The 19,492-nt window shown below is 63.7% G+C and carries 18 protein-coding genes; 10 read left to right on the top strand and 8 right to left on the bottom strand.

Annotated elements, in window-relative coordinates:
• Positions 1-65: 65 nt before the first annotated feature.
• The 5 genes from EAH73_RS22110 to EAH73_RS22090 form a co-directional block, all read right to left on the bottom strand.
• Positions 66-1,610, bottom strand: a complete 1,545-nt coding sequence (locus EAH73_RS22110; protein WP_140469610.1) for a SulP family inorganic anion transporter — start codon at positions 1,608-1,610, stop codon at positions 66-68.
• 908 nt (positions 1,611-2,518) lie between these two features.
• Positions 2,519-3,886, bottom strand: coding sequence for a sensor histidine kinase (locus EAH73_RS22105; RefSeq protein WP_161599651.1), 1,368 nt, complete (start codon positions 3,884-3,886; stop codon positions 2,519-2,521).
• A 103-nt stretch (positions 3,887-3,989) separates the two neighbouring features.
• The gene (locus tag EAH73_RS22100; RefSeq protein ID WP_140469608.1) at positions 3,990-4,676 is read right to left on the bottom strand and encodes a response regulator transcription factor; all 687 of its coding nucleotides are present in this window, start codon (positions 4,674-4,676) and stop codon (positions 3,990-3,992) included.
• 102 nt (positions 4,677-4,778) lie between these two features.
• Positions 4,779-6,110, bottom strand: coding sequence for an OmpA family protein (locus EAH73_RS22095; RefSeq protein ID WP_140469607.1), 1,332 nt, complete (start codon positions 6,108-6,110; stop codon positions 4,779-4,781).
• Between the two features lie 235 nt (positions 6,111-6,345).
• On the bottom strand, positions 6,346-6,687 hold the full coding sequence (locus EAH73_RS22090) for a tetratricopeptide repeat protein (RefSeq protein ID WP_140469606.1): 342 nt from the start codon (positions 6,685-6,687) through the stop codon (positions 6,346-6,348).
• 167 nt (positions 6,688-6,854) lie between these two features.
• On the opposite strand from EAH73_RS22090, the gene EAH73_RS22085 reads away from it, so the two are divergent.
• The 4 genes from EAH73_RS22085 (at position 6,855) to EAH73_RS22070 (ending at position 10,132) form a co-directional block, all read left to right on the top strand.
• The gene (locus EAH73_RS22085; protein ID WP_140469605.1) at positions 6,855-7,595 is read left to right on the top strand and encodes an electron transfer flavoprotein subunit beta/FixA family protein; all 741 of its coding nucleotides are present in this window, start codon (positions 6,855-6,857) and stop codon (positions 7,593-7,595) included.
• A 125-nt stretch (positions 7,596-7,720) separates the two neighbouring features.
• Positions 7,721-8,698 carry an electron transfer flavoprotein subunit alpha/FixB family protein gene (locus EAH73_RS22080; RefSeq protein WP_140469604.1) on the top strand — a complete coding sequence of 326 codons (978 nt, stop codon included), beginning with the start codon at positions 7,721-7,723 and terminating at the stop codon, positions 8,696-8,698.
• 189 nt (positions 8,699-8,887) lie between these two features.
• Entirely contained in the window at positions 8,888-9,517 is a 630-nt protein-coding gene (locus EAH73_RS22075) for a bifunctional nuclease family protein (RefSeq protein ID WP_140469603.1), read from the top strand.
• A gap of 78 nt (positions 9,518-9,595) precedes the next feature.
• A complete protein-coding gene (locus tag EAH73_RS22070; protein WP_140469602.1) occupies positions 9,596-10,132 on the top strand; it encodes a YfiT family bacillithiol transferase in 537 nt (178 codons plus the stop codon).
• 113 nt (positions 10,133-10,245) lie between these two features.
• On the opposite strand, the gene EAH73_RS22065 is transcribed toward EAH73_RS22070, so the two are convergent.
• Positions 10,246-11,055 (bottom strand): ABC transporter ATP-binding protein, encoded by an 810-nt coding sequence (locus EAH73_RS22065; RefSeq protein ID WP_140469601.1) that lies wholly within the window; start codon positions 11,053-11,055, stop codon positions 10,246-10,248.
• 104 nt (positions 11,056-11,159) lie between these two features.
• Positions 11,160-11,891 carry an MlaE family ABC transporter permease gene (locus tag EAH73_RS22060; RefSeq protein ID WP_140469600.1) on the bottom strand — a complete coding sequence of 244 codons (732 nt, stop codon included), beginning with the start codon at positions 11,889-11,891 and terminating at the stop codon, positions 11,160-11,162.
• Positions 11,892-11,979: 88 nt separating this feature from the next.
• Here EAH73_RS22060 and EAH73_RS22055 point away from each other — a divergent pair, with 88 nt between their 5' ends.
• From EAH73_RS22055 to gldG, 5 genes are all read left to right on the top strand, one after another.
• Positions 11,980-12,702 (top strand): SDR family oxidoreductase, encoded by a 723-nt coding sequence (locus EAH73_RS22055; protein ID WP_140469599.1) that lies wholly within the window; start codon positions 11,980-11,982, stop codon positions 12,700-12,702.
• Positions 12,703-12,800: 98 nt separating this feature from the next.
• Positions 12,801-13,499 carry an SDR family oxidoreductase gene (locus tag EAH73_RS22050; protein ID WP_140469598.1) on the top strand — a complete coding sequence of 233 codons (699 nt, stop codon included), beginning with the start codon at positions 12,801-12,803 and terminating at the stop codon, positions 13,497-13,499.
• Positions 13,500-13,602: 103 nt separating this feature from the next.
• Positions 13,603-14,511 carry a gliding motility-associated ABC transporter ATP-binding subunit GldA gene (gene gldA, locus EAH73_RS22045; RefSeq protein ID WP_140469597.1) on the top strand — a complete coding sequence of 303 codons (909 nt, stop codon included), beginning with the start codon at positions 13,603-13,605 and terminating at the stop codon, positions 14,509-14,511.
• Between the two features lie 74 nt (positions 14,512-14,585).
• Positions 14,586-15,311: a gliding motility-associated ABC transporter permease subunit GldF gene (gldF, locus tag EAH73_RS22040; RefSeq protein WP_140469643.1), complete on the top strand. Its 726-nt coding sequence runs from the start codon at positions 14,586-14,588 to the stop codon at positions 15,309-15,311.
• Positions 15,312-17,048: a gliding motility-associated ABC transporter substrate-binding protein GldG gene (gene gldG, locus EAH73_RS22035; protein ID WP_140469596.1), complete on the top strand. Its 1,737-nt coding sequence runs from the start codon at positions 15,312-15,314 to the stop codon at positions 17,046-17,048. It begins immediately after the preceding gene.
• Between the two features lie 82 nt (positions 17,049-17,130).
• Here gldG and mtaB read toward each other — a convergent pair whose 3' ends face one another.
• Positions 17,131-18,465 (bottom strand): tRNA (N(6)-L-threonylcarbamoyladenosine(37)-C(2))-methylthiotransferase MtaB, encoded by a 1,335-nt coding sequence (gene mtaB / locus EAH73_RS22030; protein ID WP_140469595.1) that lies wholly within the window; start codon positions 18,463-18,465, stop codon positions 17,131-17,133.
• Between the two features lie 354 nt (positions 18,466-18,819).
• On the opposite strand from mtaB, the gene EAH73_RS22025 reads away from it, so the two are divergent.
• Positions 18,820-19,492 (top strand): glutamine synthetase III (locus tag EAH73_RS22025; RefSeq protein ID WP_140469594.1); only part of this gene is annotated, 673 nt, incomplete at its 3' end.

The raw sequence follows: 19,492 nt of genomic DNA, 5'->3' as shown, positions 1-19,492 counted from the left end.
GCGGTTAGCGCCGAGGCTTTGGTTAGTGCGCAGTTAGCCACAGGGGGCTCGTGAGGTTCCGCGCCCTAGTACATCACGTTGGCGCCGGCCACGGTGTAGAGCGGGTCTTCCTCGATGTTGACGTCGATGAGGGGCCCGGCCTGGCCCAGCAGGCGCCGCGAGTCGGGGCTGAGGTGGCGCAGGCGCACGGTTTTGCCCAGGCGCTGGTAGCGCTCGGTGAGCTTGTGCAGCGCGTCGATGGCCGACATGTCGGCCACGCGGCTCTCGCGGAAGTCGATGACAATTTCGGCCGGGTCGCCGGCCACGTCGAACTTCTCGCCAAACGCCTGCGCCGAGCCAAAGAACAGGGGCCCAAAGATTTCGTAGTGGCGCACGCCGGCCGCGTCCACGTGCTTGCGGGCTCGGATGCGCTTGGCGTTTTCCCAGGCAAAGGCCAGGGCCGACACCACCACGCCCAGCAGCACGGCCAGCGCCAGGTTCTGCGACACGGCCGTGACGACGGTCACGAGCAGCATCACCAGCACGTCGGTGCGCGGCATGCGGCGCAAAATGCGCAGGCTGGCCCACTCAAACGTGCCGATGACGACCATGAACATCACGCCCACCAGCGCCGCCAGCGGCAGCCGCTCAATCAGCCCCGCGCCCGCCACCACAAACAGCGCCAGGGCCCCCGCCGCCACCACGCCCGAGAGCCGCCCGCGCCCGCGTGATTCCAGGTTCACCATCGTTTGGCCGATCATGGCGCAGCCGCCCATGCCGCCGGTCAGGCCCGAGGCCACGTTGGCCAGGCCCTGGGCCACGCAGTCCTGGTTGCCGCGGCCGCGGGTGTCGGTCATCTCGTCCACTACCGTCAGCGTCAGCAGGCTTTCGGTGAGGCCCACCAGCGCCATGATGAAGGCATAGGGCCCCACCAGCGCCAGCGTGGCCCACGTAAAGGGCACCTGCGGCACGTGCCACGCGGGCAGCCCGCCCGCAATAGAGGCAATGTCGCCCACCGACTTCGTGCGCAGCCCACCCAAAATTACAAGCGTCGACACCACCACGATGGCCACCAGCGAGGCCGGCACGGCCTTCGTGAAGCGGGGCAGGAAGTACACAATGGCCATGGTGAGAGCCACCAGTCCTCCCATCAGCAGCAGCGGGGCCCCCACCAGCCAGTGCGCGGCGCCGGCCGCGTCGTGCACCTTGAACTGCTCGAGCTGGGCCATGAAGATGATGACCGCCAGGCCGTTAACGAATCCGTATACCACTGGCTGCGGCACCAGCCGGATGAACTTGCCCAGCCGCAGCAGCCCGATGCCGATTTGGATGAGGCCCATCAGCACCACGGCCACGAACAGGTACTCGACGCCGTGCTGCGCCACCAGGGCCACAATGACGACGGCCACCGAGCCGGCCGCGCCCGAAATCATGCCCGGCCGGCCGCCGAATATGCTGGTAATTAAACAAATGACAAAAGCTGAGCCAATGCCCACCAGCGGGCTAATGCGGGCCAGCAGCGCAAAGGCCACCACCTCGGGCACCAGGGCCAGGGCCGTGGTCAGGCCCGCCAGGACTTCGTTTTTAGCGTTGTGGGTGTACTGAGAGAAATACGAAAGTTGAAACGACATAAAGGGGAAAAAACGGGCATAAGAAAAGCCGCACGCTCCCGGTGGGAAGCGGCGGCCGGAGGGTTCCAAGCCAGTTTTCAGGGCGGCGTGAGCCGGAAAATTAACGAAAGCGCAAACGGCATATAAGAGGGAATCGTGCAAAAGTACGGTGCCGTTGGGCGCGGGGCCCCACCGGGGCAGGCCCCCGCGCCCAACGGCACCCCGGGCCTATTGGAGGCGCAAAACAGCAGCCGGGTAACCCGCCCGCCGTAACGCGGCCAAATCGAGCCAAACGCGGGGCGGTGAAAACGTGACCCGCCAGCCGCGGTAGCGGGCCAGCGTGCCCACTGGGCTGGGCTGGACGGCCCCGGCCAAAACGGTGCTGGGCAAACGCAGCCAGGGGAACGTGGTGCTAAAAAACCGGGATTGAGGAAGCTGCATGGTAAGAGAATAAAGCATTAGAAAATAAGCAGTTATTCCAACAAGGAAAAACTGCTTGCTCGGGTGCTGCGCCCCGGCCCCGCGCATGCTTCCGGGGCCGGAAGTGGGCGTGGGGCTGAAGCGGTTGGGAATTCTCTGGAGGGCGAGGACGGTGGCCGTAAGGCCAAGGACGAGGGCAAAAGGTGCCGAAGGGGTAGCCCCAGCAACCGGTGGCTGCACGGGCTAGCAGCCAAAAACGGTTTATCCGAAGGGCTAGAACGCGCCGGCCAGCGGAAAGGTTTGGTTGATTTATTAATCAAACCTTCATGTTCAAATTTTATTGCCCTAGCTGGGCTGTGGGGCCCCCAAATATATCACCGCCCGGGCCCAGCGGGGCCCCTGGTGTGCTGCGCCTACCGGCTGCCCAGCGGCGCGGCCTGCCTCCGCCGGGCAAGCACAAAGCGCCACAGTGCACCACCGGGGTCCTGAATGCCAAGCCTAAAGGGGCCCTAGGCTGGCAGCCAAACCTCGGCTACGCTGCCCTGGCCGGGGGGCGATTGCAGGGCTAAGGTGCCGCCGTGCAGCTCCACAATGCGGCGGGCCAGCGGCAGCCCCACGCCGTGGCCCACCACGCCCCGGGCGTCGGCCGCCCGGAAAAACGGCTGGAATACGTTGGGTAAGTCGGCCGGGGCGATGCCGGGGCCCGCGTCGGCCACTTCCAGGCGGAAGCCGCCGGCCTGGCTGCGCAGGCGCAAGTGTACCGCGGTGGTGGCGGGTGAGTACTTCAGGGCGTTGTCGACGAGGTTGCCCAGGGCCCGGGAGAGCAGGGCCCGGTGGCCCATAATTTCCAGCGCAGCGGGGTCGTCGGGCAGGGTCCCCAGGTCGACGTGTACGCGCCCGCGCTGGGCCGGCGGCAGGGCCCCGCGCACCTCCCACAGCAGCTCGTCGAGGCGCACCTCCTCGGTAAGGGCCCCGGCGGCGTCGGCCTGGGCCAGGTCCAGCAGATTGTTGATCAGGGTTTTGAGCTGTTGCAGCTCGGCCAGTACCGAGGCGGCGCCCTCGCGGTAGTCGGCCGGGGCCCGCTCGCGCGCCAGCAGCACCTGCAGCTCGCCGATGGTGGCGGTGAGGGGGGTGCGCAGCTCGTGCGAAGCGTTGCGCACGAAGGTGCGCTGGCCCTCAAAGCTGGTTTCGAGCCGGGCCAGCAGGCGGTTGAAGGTGCGGGCGAGGCGCGTCAGCTCGTCGTGTTCGGGGGTGCGCAGCGGCGCTTCGTCCACGCGCCGGTGCAAGTCCTGCGCCGTAATGCGGTCCACCTGGTCGTTGAGGGCCGCGATGGGGGCCAACGCCCGCCCCGCAAAGCCCCGCCCGACCAGGTAAATCACCACCAGGCTCGCCACGAATACCACGCCCATGATGCTTGCTAAGTAGCGCAGGCGTTGGGACCCGTAAGTGTTTTCGGCCGCGGCCACAATGATGTAGTCGCCTTGGTTGTCGCGGTAAAAAATGCCCACCGCCTGCCGGGGCCCCAGCGTAAAGTACAGTTCCTTGCTGGCCACGATGTGCGCCAGCATGGCGTCGGAGAGCCGCACCCGGCGGTCGGCGGCCACGAAGCGCACCCGCATCTGGTCGTCGTACACCTGCAAAATCTCGTTGTTGAGGGATTGCAGGTACTTTTTCTCAAAATCGCGGAAGGCCCCGGCGCGCATTTCGTCCTTCTCCAGGTAGATGTAGCCCGTCACCTGGGCCCGGTCGCGCAGCCGCTGCCGGAACTCGCGCTGCGTGTAGCTCTCCTGCAAGGCAAATATGCCCGCCAGCACGGCCAGCAGCAGCACCGCCACCACGCCCAAAAACAGCCACGTCAGCCGGTTGCGAATGGTCATTGGAATTGTTCCTGAAGTAAGAATCGCACAAAGTAAGGCCGTCATGCAGAGCGCAGCGAAGCATGACGGCCTTACTTTGTGCGGCACCTGGGAACAGGCATTATCACTCCTCCCGCATCACGTAGCCCATGCCCACTACGGTGTGAATCAGCTTCTTGTCGAATCCCTTGTCCACTTTATTGCGCAGGTAGTTCACGTATACATCGATTACGTTTGAGCCCGCGTCGAACGACTCTTCCCAGGTGTGCTCGGCAATTTCGCCCCGGCTCAGCACGCGGCCCTGGTGGCGTAGCAGCAGCTCGAGCAGGTTGAACTCGCGAGCTGTGAGCTTGACCGGCCGGCCGGCCCGGGCCACCGTTTTGGCGGACGTGTCCACGGTCAGGTCGGCCAGGTGCAGTTGGTTGCCTTTGGTCCCGGGGCCCTGGCTGCGGCGGCGCGTGAGGGCCCGCACCCGGGCCAGCAGCTCCACAAAGTCGAAGGGCTTCACCAGGTAGTCGTCGGCCCCGCCGTCGAAGCCCAGCAGCTTGTCTTCGGTGGTGCCCAGGGCCGTGAGCATCAGCACGGGCAGGTCCTGGTCTTGGGCGCGCACGGCCCGCAGCACCTCCAGTCCGCTGAGCCCGGGCAGGATCACGTCCAGAATCAGCAGGTCGAACGCCTGGCCCAGGGCCAGGCGCTGGCCGTAGGGCCCGTCGTAAGCCACGGCCACCTCGTAGCCCTCCTCCTCCAGCCCACGCCGGATGAAGGCCGACACCTTGGGCTCGTCCTCAACCAGTAGAATCTTCGTTGCCATTGGCCCGCAAAGAAAGCGCCGGGGCCCCAAAAAAAGCCCCGGCCGTAACCGGCCGGGGCTTCGAAAGAACCGCAGAAGTGGGCGGCGCGGTGCCGCCCGTGCCTACTTGGCCGTGACGCGCACGTCCACGCGCCGGTTTTGCTGGCGGCCGTCGGGGGTGTCGTTGCTGGCCACGGGGTGGGCCACGCCGTAGCCTTCCGAGTCGAGGCGGCCAGAGGCCACGCCCAGGCCTTCGAGCTGGGCCTTCACGGCGGCGGCCCGCTGGCCCGAGAGCTTGAGGTTTGCCGCCGCGTTGCCGCGGCTGTCGGTGTAGCCGCCCAGCTTCAGCTTCACGGCGGGGTAGGCCTTCAAGATGGCCGCCACGTTGGCCAATTGCTCTTGCGAGTCGGGCAGCAAGTCGCTGGTGCCGGTCTGGAACAGGAGGCGGTCGAGCGAAAACCACGTGGTTTTGTCCACCGCCTTGTCCTTGTCGTCAATAAAAGCGACCAGCCGCTTCTCAACCCCGTTGGCGGGCACTCGGAGCGCGGTGCCGTCGGCCAGTTTCAGTTCGCCCACGGTGCCCAGCTTGGCCCAGCCCGCCTTCAAGGCCATTTCGGCCGAGTCGAGGGCCGCGCCCGCCGTGGCGCCCAGCGTGCGGGTGGTGTCGGCGGGGCCCACCACGGTGGTGTCGGCGGTGGGGGTGGCCGCCGCGGGGGCGTCGTTGGTGCGGCCCCGCAGGAAATAAAACAGCCCGGCGATGACCGCCAGCGCCAGCAAGATGAGCGGCCAGCGCGAGCTGCCGCCCGCGGGCGCTGGCTCGGGCAGCGGGGTGCGCGCGGGGTTGGCTACGGGCGGCACCGCGGCGGCTAGTGGGGCCCCCAGGCCGCTCGCAACGTTCGACGCGGCCGCCCCCAGGCCCCCGAGGCCCACCAGCCCGGCCAGGCTGCTCAGGCCGCTGGGCAGCATGGCCGTCACTTGGCTTTTCAGGCCCTGCAACATGCCCGACAAGCCGTTGGCGTCCAAGTTGTTGGTGCTGGCGTGCTGCCCCAGTAGGCCCAGGATGGCCGGCCCCGCCATGCCCAGCAGCGAGCCCGCCGAGGCCGACGACACCCCGGCATAGTCGCCGAGCGTGGAGGTGAGCGTGTTGGTGCTGGCCGCGTTGCCGAACAGCGACGAGAGCAGGCCGCCGCCCGCGCCGCCGCTTAATAAGCCCAGCAAGCCGCCGGGCGCCGATAGGCTGCTGCCCGTGGTTTGGTAAGCCTGCTGGCTCATGGCCAGGGTTTCCTGGGCCCCGCCGGGGGTGCCGCTGCGACCAATGAGGGCCCCCAGCACCAGGGGCACGATGCCGCCCAGGGCCTTTTGCACCGCGCCTTCGCTCTCGCCGAGCTTGGCCGCCGCGCCGCCCGTCAGTTCATTGGAAAAGAGGTCTTTTACCGTGCCCAGGAAATCTGCCATTGGTCGTGATTTAAAAGGTGAAAAGAATGAAGATTAGCATCTAAATATATAAAAAAATAATAATTGCGTGCAATAACAAGCAGCGTTGCCTGGCCCGCGTTGGGCCGGGGCGGTGCCAGGCGTGGGTGTGGCCAACGCGCCGGGGCCCCAGAACTCCCCGGCGGAAGCGCCCCGTTCGACCGGGTGCCTCTGCGGGGAGCCCTGGGGCCCCGGCCAATCTGGAATGAATGAAATACTAGTCCTCGTCCTCGTAGTCCAGGCCCAGGCAGCTGTTCAGGGCTTGCTGCAGCTCGCTGGCAGCGTGCAGCTGGCCGGCTTTGCGGCTCACCACCAGGCCCTTGCGGTACACTTGCTCGGCCTCGTCTTTGCGGCCGAAGCCTTCGAGCAGCTTGCCGGCGTGGTAGTAGGTACCCACGTAGTCGGGGTGCTCGGCCAAGAGTTTTTGGTAGTATTCCCAGGCCACCAGGGGCTCGGCGGCGCGGTACTCGGTGGCCAGGGCGTAGATGGTGAACGGGTCGGCGGGGTCGTCGGCGTAAAAGGCTAACAGTTGTTCTAAACGGGAGGGGGCGGCGCTCATCGGAGTGGGAGATTTGGCTATCTTTGGGCCGGCAAAAGTGCGGCTTTTACGCCGTATAATAATGGTAACCCTTGCCGGGGGCCCCCGGGTGAACCACCAGGGGCTCCGGCCGGTTGTTATGCATGCCGCCTACTTTCGCGCTCTCCGCCCACTAAAATTCCGCCTAGATGAAGTTTCTGGTTTGCATTTCCAACGTGCCCGACACGACCACCAAAATCAGCTTTACGCCCGATAACAAGGAGTTTAACAAAGCTGGGGTGCAGTTCGTTATCAACCCCTGGGACGAATACGCCCTCACCCGCGCCATCGAGCTGAAGGAAGCCAACGCCGGCAGTACCGTGACGGTGCTGAACGTGGGCGAGGCCGATACCGAGCCCAACATCCGCAAGGCCCTGGCCATCGGGGCCGACGACGCCATCCGCGTGAACGCCGCCCCGCAGGACGCCTTTTTTGTGGCTGAGCAGATTGCGGCCGTGGCCAAAGACGGCGGCTACGACGTGATTCTGATGGGCAAGGAAAGCATTGATTACAACGGCTTCCAGGTGCACGGCATGGTGGGCGAGCTGCTGGGCATCCCCACGGTGGCCCCGGCAATGAAGCTGGACATGGCCGGCACTACCGCCACGCTGGAGCGCGAAATTGAGGGCGGCAAAGAGATTGTGGAGGTGAGCGCGCCCTTCGTGGCTTCGTGCCAGCAGCCCATGTGCGAGCCCCGCATCCCTAACATGCGCGGCATCATGACGGCCCGCACCAAGCCCCTGAAGGTGGTGCCCGCCGTGGGCGATGCCGCCCGCACCCAGGTGGCCGAGTTTGCGCTGCCCCCCAAGAAGCAGGGCGTCAAGCTCATCGACGCCGCCAACGCCGGCGAGCTCATCAAGCTGCTGCGCAACGAAGCCAAAGTCATTTAATTCTATTTGTCATGCTGACGAAGGAAGCATCTTATCACGGCTGCTTTCGTCGCAATCACCAATTCTAACGGCGCCAGCGTGATAAGGTCCTTCGCTGCGCCCAGGATGACAAAAAAGCAAAAGCCATGTCTGTTTTAGTAGTAGTTGAGTGCGCCGAGGGCGAAGTGAAAAAGTCGTCGCTCGAAGTGGCCACGTACGGGGCCCAAGTGGCCGCCATGCTGGGCACCACGGCCACGGCCATCGCCGTGGGCGAAGCCACGGAAGCCAACCTGGCCAAGCTCGGCGAGCAGGGCATCGCGAAGGTGCTCTACGACGCTGAGCCCCGCCTGAAAGATTTCGTGAACAACGCCTACACCAAGCTCATCGCCACGGCGGCCGAGCAGGAGGGGGCCCAGGTGCTGGTGCTGGCCAATTCCAACATCGGGGCCTCGGTGGGCTCGCGCCTGTCGGTACGGCTTAAGGCCAGCCTGGCCACCAACGTGGTGGAGCTGCCCAAAACCGATGGCGGCCAGTTCGTGGTGAAGCGCGGCGCGTTCTCGGGCAAGGCGTTTTCGGACGTGGTGCTGAGCGGTGACCGCAAAATCATTGCCGTGAAAAAGAACAGCCTAGAGGCTAAGCACGACGCCGGCAAAACCGCCGAAGTAGTGGCCTTCGCCGCTCAGCTTGCCGACGCTGACTTTGCCGACGCGCCCAAGCAAGTGGTGATGCAGGAGCAAACCGGCGGCGTGCTGCTGCCCGAGGCCGAGCTCGTGGTATCGGGTGGCCGCGGCATGAAGGGCCCCGAGAACTGGCACCTCATCGAGGAACTGGCCCAGGCCCTGCACGCCGGTACGGCCTGCTCGAAGCCGGTGAGCGACGTGGACTGGCGCCCCCACCACGAGCACGTGGGCCAAACGGGCATCACCATCTCGCCCAACCTGTACATTGCCTGCGGCATTTCGGGCGCCATCCAGCACTTGGCCGGCGTCAACAGTTCGAAGGTTATCGTGGTCATCAATAAAGACCCGGAAGCTCCGTTCTTCAAGGCCGCCGACTACGGCATTGTGGGCGATGTGTTCGACGTGCTGCCTAAGCTGACGGCCGCCGTAAAAGAATTGAACTAGCCCCGCGGGGCCGGCACGAACCTGGGGCCCTGGAACATATTCCGGGGCCCCAGGTTCTTTTTTTGGCCCGGCGCGCTTTTCTTCCGGGCCATTCTCCTTTATTTGCCGTAACGTTCATCTATTTATCTTACCTTCTAAGGCCCCATGTGCCCGGGGCCCCAACCGCAGGTCAGCGGTAGCCAACTTCCCTTGAAAAAAATCCAGCTTGAAATTTTAGGCCTTTCCTCCAGCCAGTCGCAGTCGGGCTCCTTCGCCCTGATTCTGGGCGAGAAGCACGGCAACCGCCGCCTGCCCATCATCATCGGCATGTTTGAGGCCCAAAGCATCGCCATCCAGATTGAGAAAATCAGCCCTACCCGGCCGCTGACGCACGACTTGTTCAAGGCTTTTGCCGAGCACGTGCACGTGGCCATCATCGAGGTGGTGATTTCTGACCTCAAGGAAGGCGTGTTTTACTCGCGCATCGTGTGCTCAGACGGTGCCACCACGTTCGAAATCGACGCCCGCCCCTCCGACGCTATTGCCATCGGCCTGCGCTTCGACGTGCCCATCTTCACGGTGGAGAGCGTGTTGAGTGAGGCCGGTATCATCCTGTCCGACCTTGACGAAGGCGGTGAGGAAGGCGACGAGGACGACGAGGACGAGGACGACAACGACGGCGAAACGGAGGCCCCCAAGGCCCCGCGCATCCCCACCGAGCCCAGCGGCCAGGTACCCGTCGAAGAACTTAGCAAAATGCTGAGCCAGGCCCTCGAAAAAGAAGACTACGAGAAAGCCGCTAAAATCCGCGACGAACTTAATAAGCGCAACGGCCAATAGGGCCCCCGCTATCCGCACTAAAAGCGCCTTTCCTGCCTGGGGAGGCGCTTTTATTTTACCCATTCACCATCCATCCCGATGAATCCTTCTGAAGATTCGCTGCGCTACCCCATTGGGCGGCCCACGCTGCCCACCGCCCCGCTGGGGCCCTCCGGGCGGGTGCCCTATTTGCAGCAGCTGGCCGACCTGCCGGCTCAGTTGGCTGCCGCGGCCCAGGCCGTGGGCGGTGTGCGCCTAGAGCAACCCTACCGCCCCGGCGGCTGGAGCGGCCGCCAGCTCATCCACCACCTGGCCGACTCGCACATGAACTGCTACTTCCGCTACCGCCTGGCCCTGACGGAGGACAACCCCACCATCCGGCCCTACGACGAGAAGGCCTGGGCCGAACTGCCCGACGTGGCCGCCACGCCCGTCACCATGTCGCTGGCGCTGCTGGGGGCCCTGCACACGCGCTGGCTGGTGCTGCTGCACCACCTCGACGAGGCGCAGTGGCAGCGCACCTTCTACCACCCCTTCTACCAAACCACGTCTACCTTGGAGCAGGCGCTGGTGCAGTACGCCTGGCACGGTCGCCATCACCTGGCCCACCTAGAGCTGCTATTGCCCCGCGGCTAGGGCCCCAATATGGCCAGTAAAGCAAGAGCCCCGGTTGCGAATGCAACCGGGGCTCTTGCTTTACTGACCTTCAACGCGCAAAAAGATCAGTCAGATCACGGCTAAACAGTGATTTAGATGTTGGCTCCTTCGGGGTGCTCGTCGGTAATGGCGGCGAGGCCGCCCTCGTCGTCCACGCGCTTGGCGGCGCGCACCAAGCTGCTGCTGAAGATAAAATCCTTCAGCTCAGGTACTTCCACGTTCAGGATTTCGTCCTTGGTGCCGTCCCACAGCTTTTTGCCTTGGTGCAGGAAAATAATGTGCTCCCCGATTTCAATCACCGAGTTCATGTCGTGGGTCACAATGACGGTGGTGATGTCGTACTCGTGGGTGATTTCGTGGATCAGGTTGTCGATTTTGATGCTCGTGGCCGGGTCGAGGCCCGAGTTGGGCTCGTCGCAGAACAAGTAGGTACACTGCGGGGCAATGGCGCGGGCAATGCCTACACGCTTCTTCATGCCGCCCGAAATTTCGGCCGGCATCTTTTCGCCCGCATTTTCAAGGCCCACGCGCTTGAGGCAAAACTCGACCCGGTCGCGGCGCTCCTCGGCCGACATTTCGGGCGTGAGCATTTGCAACGGAAAGGCCACATTTTCAGACACCGTCATCGAGTCGAACAGTGCCGAGCCCTGAAACAGCATCCCGATTTTGCGGCGGATTTCCTGGCGGATGGCCACTTTGTTGTTGGTATACACCGTGCCGTCAAAGGTGATGGAGCCAATGTCGGGCTTCATCAGGCCCACAATGCACTGCAATAGCACGCTTTTGCCGGTGCCCGAGCCACCGAGCAACAAATTGCACTTGCCCGTTTCGAAAGTGCAGTCGATGCCTTTGAGCACGGCGTTGCCGTCGAATGATTTTTGAATGTTGGATACTTCAATCATGAGAGTTAGCTATTAGCTTTTGGCTACGAGCTATCAGCTTCTGGCTACCAGTTACTAGCTTCTACTGAGTAAAAGCTGACAATTGGTAGTTAAAAGCCAATAGCTTAAAGTAGGACGGCCGCCAGCACAAAGTCGGCGATGAGGATAGCGATAATGGAATTAGTAACGGCGCCGGTGCTGGCCGCGCCCACTTCCAGGGCCCCACCCGAGGTATTGAACCCTTTGAAGGCCGAGATGCCCGACACCAGGAAAGCGAAAACCACCGATTTAATCAGTGCAAACAGGATGTTGTAGGGCACAAAATCGGTGCGGATGCCCTCAATGTAGTCCTGCGGAGCCATTGCCCCGGTGAGCGTTCCCGCCAGGTAACCGCCCAAGATGGAGAGCACCATAGCCAGAATAACGAGCAGCGGAAACATAAGCACCGCCGCCAGAATGCGCGGAAACACCAGGTATGAAGTGGAGTTGATGCCCATCACTTCCAGGGCCGAAATCTGCTCGGTGATGCGCATGGTGCCCAGGCCCCCGGCGATGCTGCTTCCCACCTTGCCCGCCAGCACGATGCAAGTGATGGTTGGGGCCAGCTCCAGGATGGTCATCTCACGCACCATGTAACCGATGGTGGACTGTGGAATGATGGGATTGGTGAGGTTGTAAGCAATCTGCACGCAGGTTACGGCCCCGATGAAGGCCGATACAATGGCGACAATAAATACCGAATCGACGCCGATGAGCATGGCTTCGTCGACGGTGCGGGCCCAGAGCACGGCCAGCCGCTCGCGGCGGGTAACCATACTTTGCAGGAAAAGGACAAACTTGCCAAAAATTGTAAACATAAATTCAGGTGCGGAGCGGTAAGGTAAAGGATAACAACCGGGCGCGCGAAGTGCCGCCGAGCAGCTTACGTAAAAACGAAAAAAACGAGTGGAAGCAAACCAAAATTTAGTCGTCGTCACCGGCGGCAGCAAAGGCATCGGGCGGGCCCTGGTGCTGCGCTTTGCCCGGGCCGGCTACGCCGTGGCCACTTGCGCCCGCGCCGCCGACGAGCTGGATGCGCTGGCCGCCACCGTGGCGCACCACGCGCCCGGGGCCGTGCTGCACACCCTCCCCGCCGACCTGGCCGAGCCGGCTGGCTGCGCCCGCTTTGCCGAATTTGTGCTGGCCCAGCCGGGGGCCCTGGCCGCCGTGGTGCACAACGCCGGGGCCTTCGCGCCCGGCCGCCTGCAAGACGAGCCCGCCGATGGCTCGCAGCTGCGCCAGTTGCTGGCCGTGAACCTGCTCAGCGCCTACGACCTCACGCGGGCGCTGCTGCCCACGCTGCTGCGGCAGGGCAGCGGGCACATTTTCACGCTCTGCTCCACGGCCAGCATCACGGCCTACCCCACGGGCGGCTCCTACGGCATTGCCAAGCACGCGCTCTACGGCTTCACCCGCAACCTCCGCGAAGAGCTTAAGGATCAGGGCATCCGGGTGACGGCCGTGCTGCCCGGGGCCACCCTCACCGCCAGCTGGGAAGGGGTAGACCTGCCCGCCGAGCGCTTCATCCGGGCCGACGACGTGGCCGAGGCCATCTTTGGGGCCTTTAGCCTCTCGCCCCAGGCCGTGGTGGAGGAGCTGCTGATTCGGCCCCAGCTGGGCGACATTTAACCGGGGCCCCGGGGGCCGCCGGCCCCCGGGGCCGTTACTTTGCACCCCGGTTCCGCCCGCGTTGCGGTGGGGCCCCGCATTATTTTTAGAAGTACCCCATGGACTTAACTGGTAAAATCGCCATCGTGACGGGCCCCGCCAAGGGCATTGGCCGCGCCACCGCCGAGGCGCTGCTGCAAAAAGGGGCCCTGGTGGCCGGCTGGGGCCGCACCGCACCCGAGGGCCTGGACCACGAGCGGTTCCAGTTCTTTGCCTGCGACGTGCGCGACGAGCACGAAGTGGCCGAGGCTTTCACCAACACGCAGCGCGAGCTAGGGCCCGAAATCCACGTGTTGGTGAACAACGCCGGCGTGGGCGTGATGGGCGACGTAGATGGCTTCGACAGCGCCGACTGGCAGCTGATGTTCGAGACGAACGTAAATGGGCCGTTTTTCTGCACCCGCGCCGTGCTGCCGCAGATGAAAAAGCAGCAGGCCGGCCACATCGTCAACGTGGCCTCGCTGGCCGGCACGGTGGGCACCGAGGGCATGGCGGGCTACTGCGCCACCAAGTTTGCGCTGCGCGGCTTCTCCGAGGCGCTGTTCAAGGAGCTGCGGCCCGACGGCATCCGCGTGACCTGCCTCATGCCCGGCTCGGTTGAAACCAACTTCAACGGCGGCCAGCCCGGGGCCCAGCCCAACCCCCACAAGATGCAGCCTGAGGACGTGGCCGACGCCATTGTGCACGCCCTGGAAGCCTCCGCAGCCACCATGATATCGGAAATCCAGCTGCGGCCTGCGCAAGTAAAGAAAAAGTAGGCGCTGCGTTAGTTGTCAGTTGTTCGTTGTCAGTTGTCAGGGCGGTATCTGGTTAATTGACAAACGGTAACGAACAACTGACAACGAACAACTGACAACTAACATGGTAGAAATCGAACACCTGAGCAAAATCTACGGCACCCAGCACGCCGTGGACGACATCAGCTTCACGGCGGGCAAGGGCGAAATCGTGGGCTTCCTGGGGCCCAACGGCGCCGGTAAAAGCACGACCATGAAGATTGCCACCGGCTACCTGCCGCCCAGCGCCGGCACCGTGCGCGTGGCCGGCCACGACGTGCAAACCGAGAGCTTGGCCGTGCGCCGCGAGGTGGGCTACCTGCCCGAGCACAACCCGCTCTACCTCGACATGTACGTGCACGAGTACCTCGAATTCATCGGGGCGGTGCACGGCCTGCGGGGCCCCGGCCTGCGCAACCGCGTGGCCGAGCTGGTGCGCCGCGTGGGCCTGGGCCGCGAGCAAAACAAGCAAATTGGGGCCCTGAGCAAGGGTTACCGCCAGCGCGTGGGCCTCGCCCAAGCGCTGTTGCACGACCCCAGCGTGCTCATCCTTGATGAGCCCACCACGGGCCTCGACCCCAACCAGATCCAGGAAATCCGGGAGCTGATCCGGGAAGTGAGCCACGACAAAACGGTGATTTTCAGCACCCACATCCTGCCCGAGGTCACGGCGCTGTGCTCGCGCGTCATCATCATCAGCCGCGGCAAGCTGGTGGCCGACAGCCCCGTGGCCGAGCTGGCCGCCCGCGCCGCCGGCGAAACCGTGGTTCGCGCCGAGTTCGAGGGCCCCGTGGACACGGACCGCCTATCCCAGCTGCCCGGCGTGCGCGGCGTGGAGGCGGGCCCCGGCGGCCTCGTCAGTCTACGCAGCGCCCCCGGCACCGATTTGCGCGGCGCCATCTCGCGCCTCGCCGCTCAGGAAGGCTGGGTGCTGCTCGGCCTGCGCCAAGAGCAGCAGTCGCTGGAAGCAGTGTTTGGGGAGTTGACGAAGTAGAATTATAGAACGATAAATTGAACGGTCATGCAGCGCGCAGCGAAGCATAACCGTTCGTTGGCTTAATGCCCCCTATGCTTACCATCCTCAACAAAGAATTCAACGCCTTCCTAAACTCCGCCGTCGCTTACGTGGTGCTGGGGGTGTTTCTGGTGGCCACGGGCCTGTTCGTCTGGGTGTTCCCCGACAGCAGCATCCTCGACTACGGGTTTGCCGATTTGCAGACGTTGTTTTCGCTGGCCCCCTGGCTGTTCCTGTTCCTGATCCCGGCCATCACCATGCGCACGTTTGCGGAGGAGAAGAAGGCCGGTACCATCGAGCTGCTGCTCACGCGCCCGCTCACCGACGGCCAGATTATCGGCGGTAAGTACTTGGCCTGCTTGCTGCTGGCGCTGCTGGCGCTGGTGCCCACGCTGCTCTACTACTTCTCGGTATACCGGCTGGGCAGCCCTCCCGGCAACATCGATTCGGCGGCCACCGTGGGCTCGTACCTGGGGCTGGGGCTGCTGGCCGCCGTGTTTGCAGCGGTGGGCATTTTGGCCTCGGCGCTCACCCGTGACCAGATCATTGCCTTCCTGGTGGCCGTGGTGGGGTGCTTTTTGCTGTACTCAGGCTTCGATTCGCTGGCCTCAGTGCTCGACGGCAGCGCGGCCTACTACGTGAGCCAGCTCGGCATTGCGGCCCACTACCGCGACCTGAGCAAGGGCCTGGTGGATTCGCGCGACGTGTTGTATTTTGTAAGTGTGGCGGCCGTAATGCTGCAAGCCACGCGGTTGGTTTTGCGCAGCCGCAACTGGTAAATGGAAACGACGATTAACGATAACCTGCCGGCCCCCGGGGCCCCCGCCGTGCCCTCGCGCAAGCGGGCCGATTTGCTGCGTTTTGCCGCCGTGCTGGGGGCCCTATTGTTGCTGAATTTCCTCGGCCAGCGCCTGTTTTTCCGCCTCGACCTGACGGAGGAAAAGCGTTACACGATGGCCCCGGCCACCAAAAAGCTGCTCTCTGATTTGAAGGAGCCGGTCACCATCACCGTGTACCTCACCGGCGACTTTCCGCCCGCTTTCCGCCGCCTGGAGCAAGGCGTGCGCGAAACTCTGAACGAGTTTAAGGTGTACGGCGGGGCCAATCTGAACTACATTTTCATCGACCCTAGCGCGGCCAGCACCGAGGCCAACCGCAACAAGTTCTACCAAACGCTCTTTAAAAAGGGCCTGAGCCCCACCAACCTGGGGGCCACCGAAAACGGCAAGCGGGTCGAGAAAATCATCTTTCCCTGGGCGGTGGTGAGCGTGGGCGGCAAGGAGAAAAACGTGCTGCTGCTGCGCGGCAGCCAAACCGCCTCGCCCGACGTGCGCCTCAACCAAAGCATTGAGGGCTTGGAGTATGAGCTGGCCAGCACCGTGCGCAACCTAGTGCCCGGCCGCCGCAAGCGCATCGGCGTGGTGCAAGGCCACGGCGAGCTGAGCAACGCCGAAGCCGGCGACATTTTAGGGGCCTGGCAGCAGCAGTACGACGTGTACCGCGTGAACCTGGGCCAGGTGCCCGACCTCCGATCCCTCGACGCCATTGTGGTGGCCCAGCCCAAGTCGCCGTACTCGGAGGAGGAGAAGTTCAAGCTCGACCAGTTCATCACCCAGGGCGGGCGGGCGCTGTTCTTCGTCGATGCCCTGCGCGTGGACCTCGACAGCGTGAGCCGCAACGGCGCCGCCCTGGCCACGCCCTACAACCTGAACCTCGACGACCTCTTCTTCAAGTACGGCCTGCGCCTGAACCAAAACTTGGTGCTCGACCTCAACTCGGGCCAGATTCCGCTGGTGACGGGCGTGGAGGGCAACCGGCCCAAGATAGAGCCCATGCCTTGGCAGCTCTACCCGCTGGTCAACAAGTTCAGCGCCCACCCCATCACCCGCAACCTCGACGCGGTGTACCTCAAGTTTGCTGGCAACCTGGATACCGTGAAGGCGGTGGGCGTGCGCAAAACGGCCCTCATGACCACCTCGCGCTACACCCGCGTGCTGCCCGCCCCGGTGCCCATCAACTTCAACGACGCCCGCCTCGAGCCCAACCCCAAGCTTTACCAAAACGGCTTTCAACCGGTGGGCTACCTGCTTGAAGGCCAGTTTAAGTCGCTGTTTGCCAACCGCGCCCGGCCCGGCACCATGCAGTACCAGCCCGAAAAAAACGCCCAGGAAAAGCCCAGTAAAATCCTAGTTATCGCCGACGGCGACTTCATCCACAGCGAAATCGACAAGAAAACTGGCCGCCCCCTGCGCCTGGGCTTCGACCGCCTCGCCAACACCGAATTCGCCAACCGCGAGCTGGTCCTCAACGCCACCGATTACCTGCTCGATGACACCGGCCTCATTGCCGTGCGCGGCAAGCAAATCACCCTCCGCCCCCTCGACAAAGTGCGCCTCGCCGAGGAGCGCCGCCGCTGGCAAATCCTCAACCTGGGGGCCCCATTAGTGCTGCTGGGCCTCTTCGGGGCCCTGCGTGCTTGGCGGCGCAAGCGGCGGTATGCGAGCTTTGCGTCGTGATGCTTCATAGAAAAACAACAAAAACGGCCCGCTTTACAGCGGGCCGTTTTTGTTGTTTCGCGTTAATGGTGGCTGGCGTAGTCTACGCCAAAATCCCCACTTCCTCTGCTTCCATCAGTCCCTGGGCATTTAGGGCCCCCAGGCGCAGGGTGCGGGTGTCACCTACCAGCAGCGGATCGTACTTGGCCACCACGCGGATGTAATTGGGCGTAAAGCCTTCCATGCGGCCGTTGGTTACGTCGTCCTCGAAGAGAACTTCAGTTTCCTGGCCTACGTGTTCTTCGTAGAAGGCGCGCTTTTTCTTTTCCGAGAGGCTGCGGAGCTGGGTGGTGCGCTCATGGCGCACTCTATCCTGCACGCGGCCAGGCAGGGTAGGGGCCAGCGTATCGGGCCGCTCCGAGTACGGGAACACGTGCAGGTAGCTGATGGGCAGCTCGTTGAGGAATTGGTACGTGTCCAGGAAATCGGCGTCCGTCTCGCCTGGGAAGCCCACAATCACGTCTACGCCGATGCAGGCGTGCGGCATCAGTTCCTTGATGCGGGCCACGCGCTGGGCATAGAGGTCGCGGCGGTAGCGGCGGCGCATCAGGCCCAGAATCTTGTCGGACCCGCTTTGCAGCGGAATGTGGAAGTGCGGCATGAAGCGCCGCGAGGCCGCCACCGTCGTTAAAATCTCGTCCGTCAGCAAATTAGGCTCGCAGCTGCTGATGCGGAAGCGGCGAATGCCCGCTACTTTATCCAGGGCCCCCACCAGCTGGGTGAAGTCCTCGCGCCGCTCGCGCCCGGGGCCCTGAATGCCGAAGTCGCCCAAGTTCACGCCGGTGAGCACGATTTCGGGTACGCCCTGGGCCGCCAACTCTTCCACCCGCGCCACTACGCTGGCGATGCTGCCCGAGCGGCTGCCGCCCCGCGCCAGCGGAATGGTGCAAAACGAGCACGAGTAATCGCAGCCGTCCTGCACCTTTAAAAACGTGCGGGTGCGGTCGCCAAAGGAGTGCGCTGGGTGAAACTCCGTGGCCGCCGAGATGGGGGAGGCCCGCACGTGGCCGGGGGCCCCCGCCGCCGGGCGCGGCAGGCCGGCAATGGTGTCGGCGAGCTGGAACTTCTCGGCCGCGCCAAGCACCGCAGCCACGCCGGGAATGTTGGAAATCTCCTCGGGCTTGAGCTGGGCGTAGCAGCCCACAATGGCCACGAAGGCCGCGGGGTTGTGCTTGAGGGCCTGCTGCACCACTTTGCGGCACTTGCGGTCGGCGTGGTCCGTGACGGAGCACGTATTAATAACGTAGTAGTCGGCGCCGGCTTCGAAAGCCACCGGCTGGAAGCCCTTGTCCTCAAACTGCCGGCCGATGGCCGACGTTTCGGAGAAGTTGAGCTTACAGCCCAGCGTATAAAAGGCGACGGATTGGGAAGTTGCCATAGCCGGCAAAGATACGGCCCGGGCCGCCGGGGCCCTAGCCAGCACGTGCGCGCCAGTTGGGGCCCCGAGCGGCGTAGCGACGGCGTGAGTGCATCAATTTGGGTTCGGTCAGAGCTTGGCACCGGGCGTCTGCGGATACCGTTCGCCGCGAGTGAAAACGGTTGCGTGCGATGCAAAACGTTTGCAATTCGTTTTGTTTTCGCTCCGCCGGTTAAAAACAGCTGTTTTTTTCAAAAAACACCCTCTTTTTGTAGGGTTCCGTTGGGAAATTTAATTCAAACCATATCTTTGCCCTCATAGAAATGCACCTTGTTATCGAAAACTTAATTTCGATCCCTTCCATAAACTACCTCTATGGCTATCCTTCGTTTTAAAGCGCTTGAATTGGTTAATGAGCGCCAAGCCATTACTGTGAAGCCCGCTCACCCGCGGCGTTCCGACAGCTTTGGACAAAACGTGTTCAACCTGGAAGCCATGCGGGCCACAATGGCCGGCGAATACTTTAAGAAGCTGCAAGCCGCTGTGAAGCAAGGCGCTGCTGTGGAGCGCAACGTGGCCGACGCCGTGGCCTCGGCGATGAAAACCTGGGCCATGGCCAAGGGCGCCACCCACTACACCCACTGGTTCCAGCCCCTGACCGGCGCCACTGCCGAAAAACACGACTCCTTCTTCGACCTGAATTCGGAAGGCCGCGCCATCGAGAGCTTCAAGGGTTCGGCGCTGGTGCAACAGGAGCCCGACGCCTCGTCCTTCCCCAACGGGGGCATCCGCAACACGTTCGAGGCCCGCGGCTACACCGCCTGGGACCCCACCTCCCCGGCCTTCATCCTCGAAACCGCCGGCGCCAAAACCCTGTGCATCCCCACCATCTTCGTCGCCTACACCGGCGAGGCCCTCGACTACAAGGCCCCGCTGCTCAAGTCGCTGGCCGTGCTCGAAAAGGCCGCCCTGGGCGTGTGCCAGTACTTCGACAAGGACGTGGCCCGGGTCCACACCACGCTCGGCATCGAGCAGGAGTACTTCCTCG

Origin of the sequence: Hymenobacter nivis, assembly GCF_006439025.1 — a bacterium.
In the GTDB taxonomy this organism is placed as follows: Bacteria; Bacteroidota; Bacteroidia; order Cytophagales; family Hymenobacteraceae; genus Hymenobacter; species Hymenobacter nivis_A.
The sequence above is the reverse complement of the archived record's forward strand: the minus strand, read 5'-3'. Positions and strand labels throughout refer to the sequence as shown.

What these genes read in the sequence shown, in the direction of transcription:
- EAH73_RS22080 (WP_140469604.1), top strand. Translation starts at nt 7,721, where the DNA reads ATGTCTGTTTTAGTAGTAGTTGAGTGCGCCGAGGGCGAAGTGAAAAAG.
- gldF (WP_140469643.1), top strand. Translation starts at nt 14,586, where the DNA reads ATGCTTACCATCCTCAACAAAGAATTCAACGCCTTCCTAAACTCCGCC.
- EAH73_RS22065 (WP_140469601.1), bottom strand. Translation starts at nt 11,055, where the DNA reads ATGATTGAAGTATCCAACATTCAAAAATCATTCGACGGCAACGCCGTG.
- EAH73_RS22100 (WP_140469608.1), bottom strand. Translation starts at nt 4,676, where the DNA reads ATGGCAACGAAGATTCTACTGGTTGAGGACGAGCCCAAGGTGTCGGCC.
- EAH73_RS22110 (WP_140469610.1), bottom strand. Translation starts at nt 1,610, where the DNA reads ATGTCGTTTCAACTTTCGTATTTCTCTCAGTACACCCACAACGCTAAA.
- mtaB (WP_140469595.1), bottom strand. Translation starts at nt 18,465, where the DNA reads ATGGCAACTTCCCAATCCGTCGCCTTTTATACGCTGGGCTGTAAGCTC.
- EAH73_RS22060 (WP_140469600.1), bottom strand. Translation starts at nt 11,891, where the DNA reads ATGTTTACAATTTTTGGCAAGTTTGTCCTTTTCCTGCAAAGTATGGTT.
- EAH73_RS22090 (WP_140469606.1), bottom strand. Translation starts at nt 6,687, where the DNA reads ATGAGCGCCGCCCCCTCCCGTTTAGAACAACTGTTAGCCTTTTACGCC.
- EAH73_RS22050 (WP_140469598.1), top strand. Translation starts at nt 12,801, where the DNA reads ATGGACTTAACTGGTAAAATCGCCATCGTGACGGGCCCCGCCAAGGGC.
- gldA (WP_140469597.1), top strand. Translation starts at nt 13,603, where the DNA reads ATGGTAGAAATCGAACACCTGAGCAAAATCTACGGCACCCAGCACGCC.
- EAH73_RS22085 (WP_140469605.1), top strand. Translation starts at nt 6,855, where the DNA reads ATGAAGTTTCTGGTTTGCATTTCCAACGTGCCCGACACGACCACCAAA.
- EAH73_RS22095 (WP_140469607.1), bottom strand. Translation starts at nt 6,110, where the DNA reads ATGGCAGATTTCCTGGGCACGGTAAAAGACCTCTTTTCCAATGAACTG.
- EAH73_RS22105 (WP_161599651.1), bottom strand. Translation starts at nt 3,886, where the DNA reads ATGACCATTCGCAACCGGCTGACGTGGCTGTTTTTGGGCGTGGTGGCG.
- EAH73_RS22070 (WP_140469602.1), top strand. Translation starts at nt 9,596, where the DNA reads ATGAATCCTTCTGAAGATTCGCTGCGCTACCCCATTGGGCGGCCCACG.
- gldG (WP_140469596.1), top strand. Translation starts at nt 15,312, where the DNA reads ATGGAAACGACGATTAACGATAACCTGCCGGCCCCCGGGGCCCCCGCC.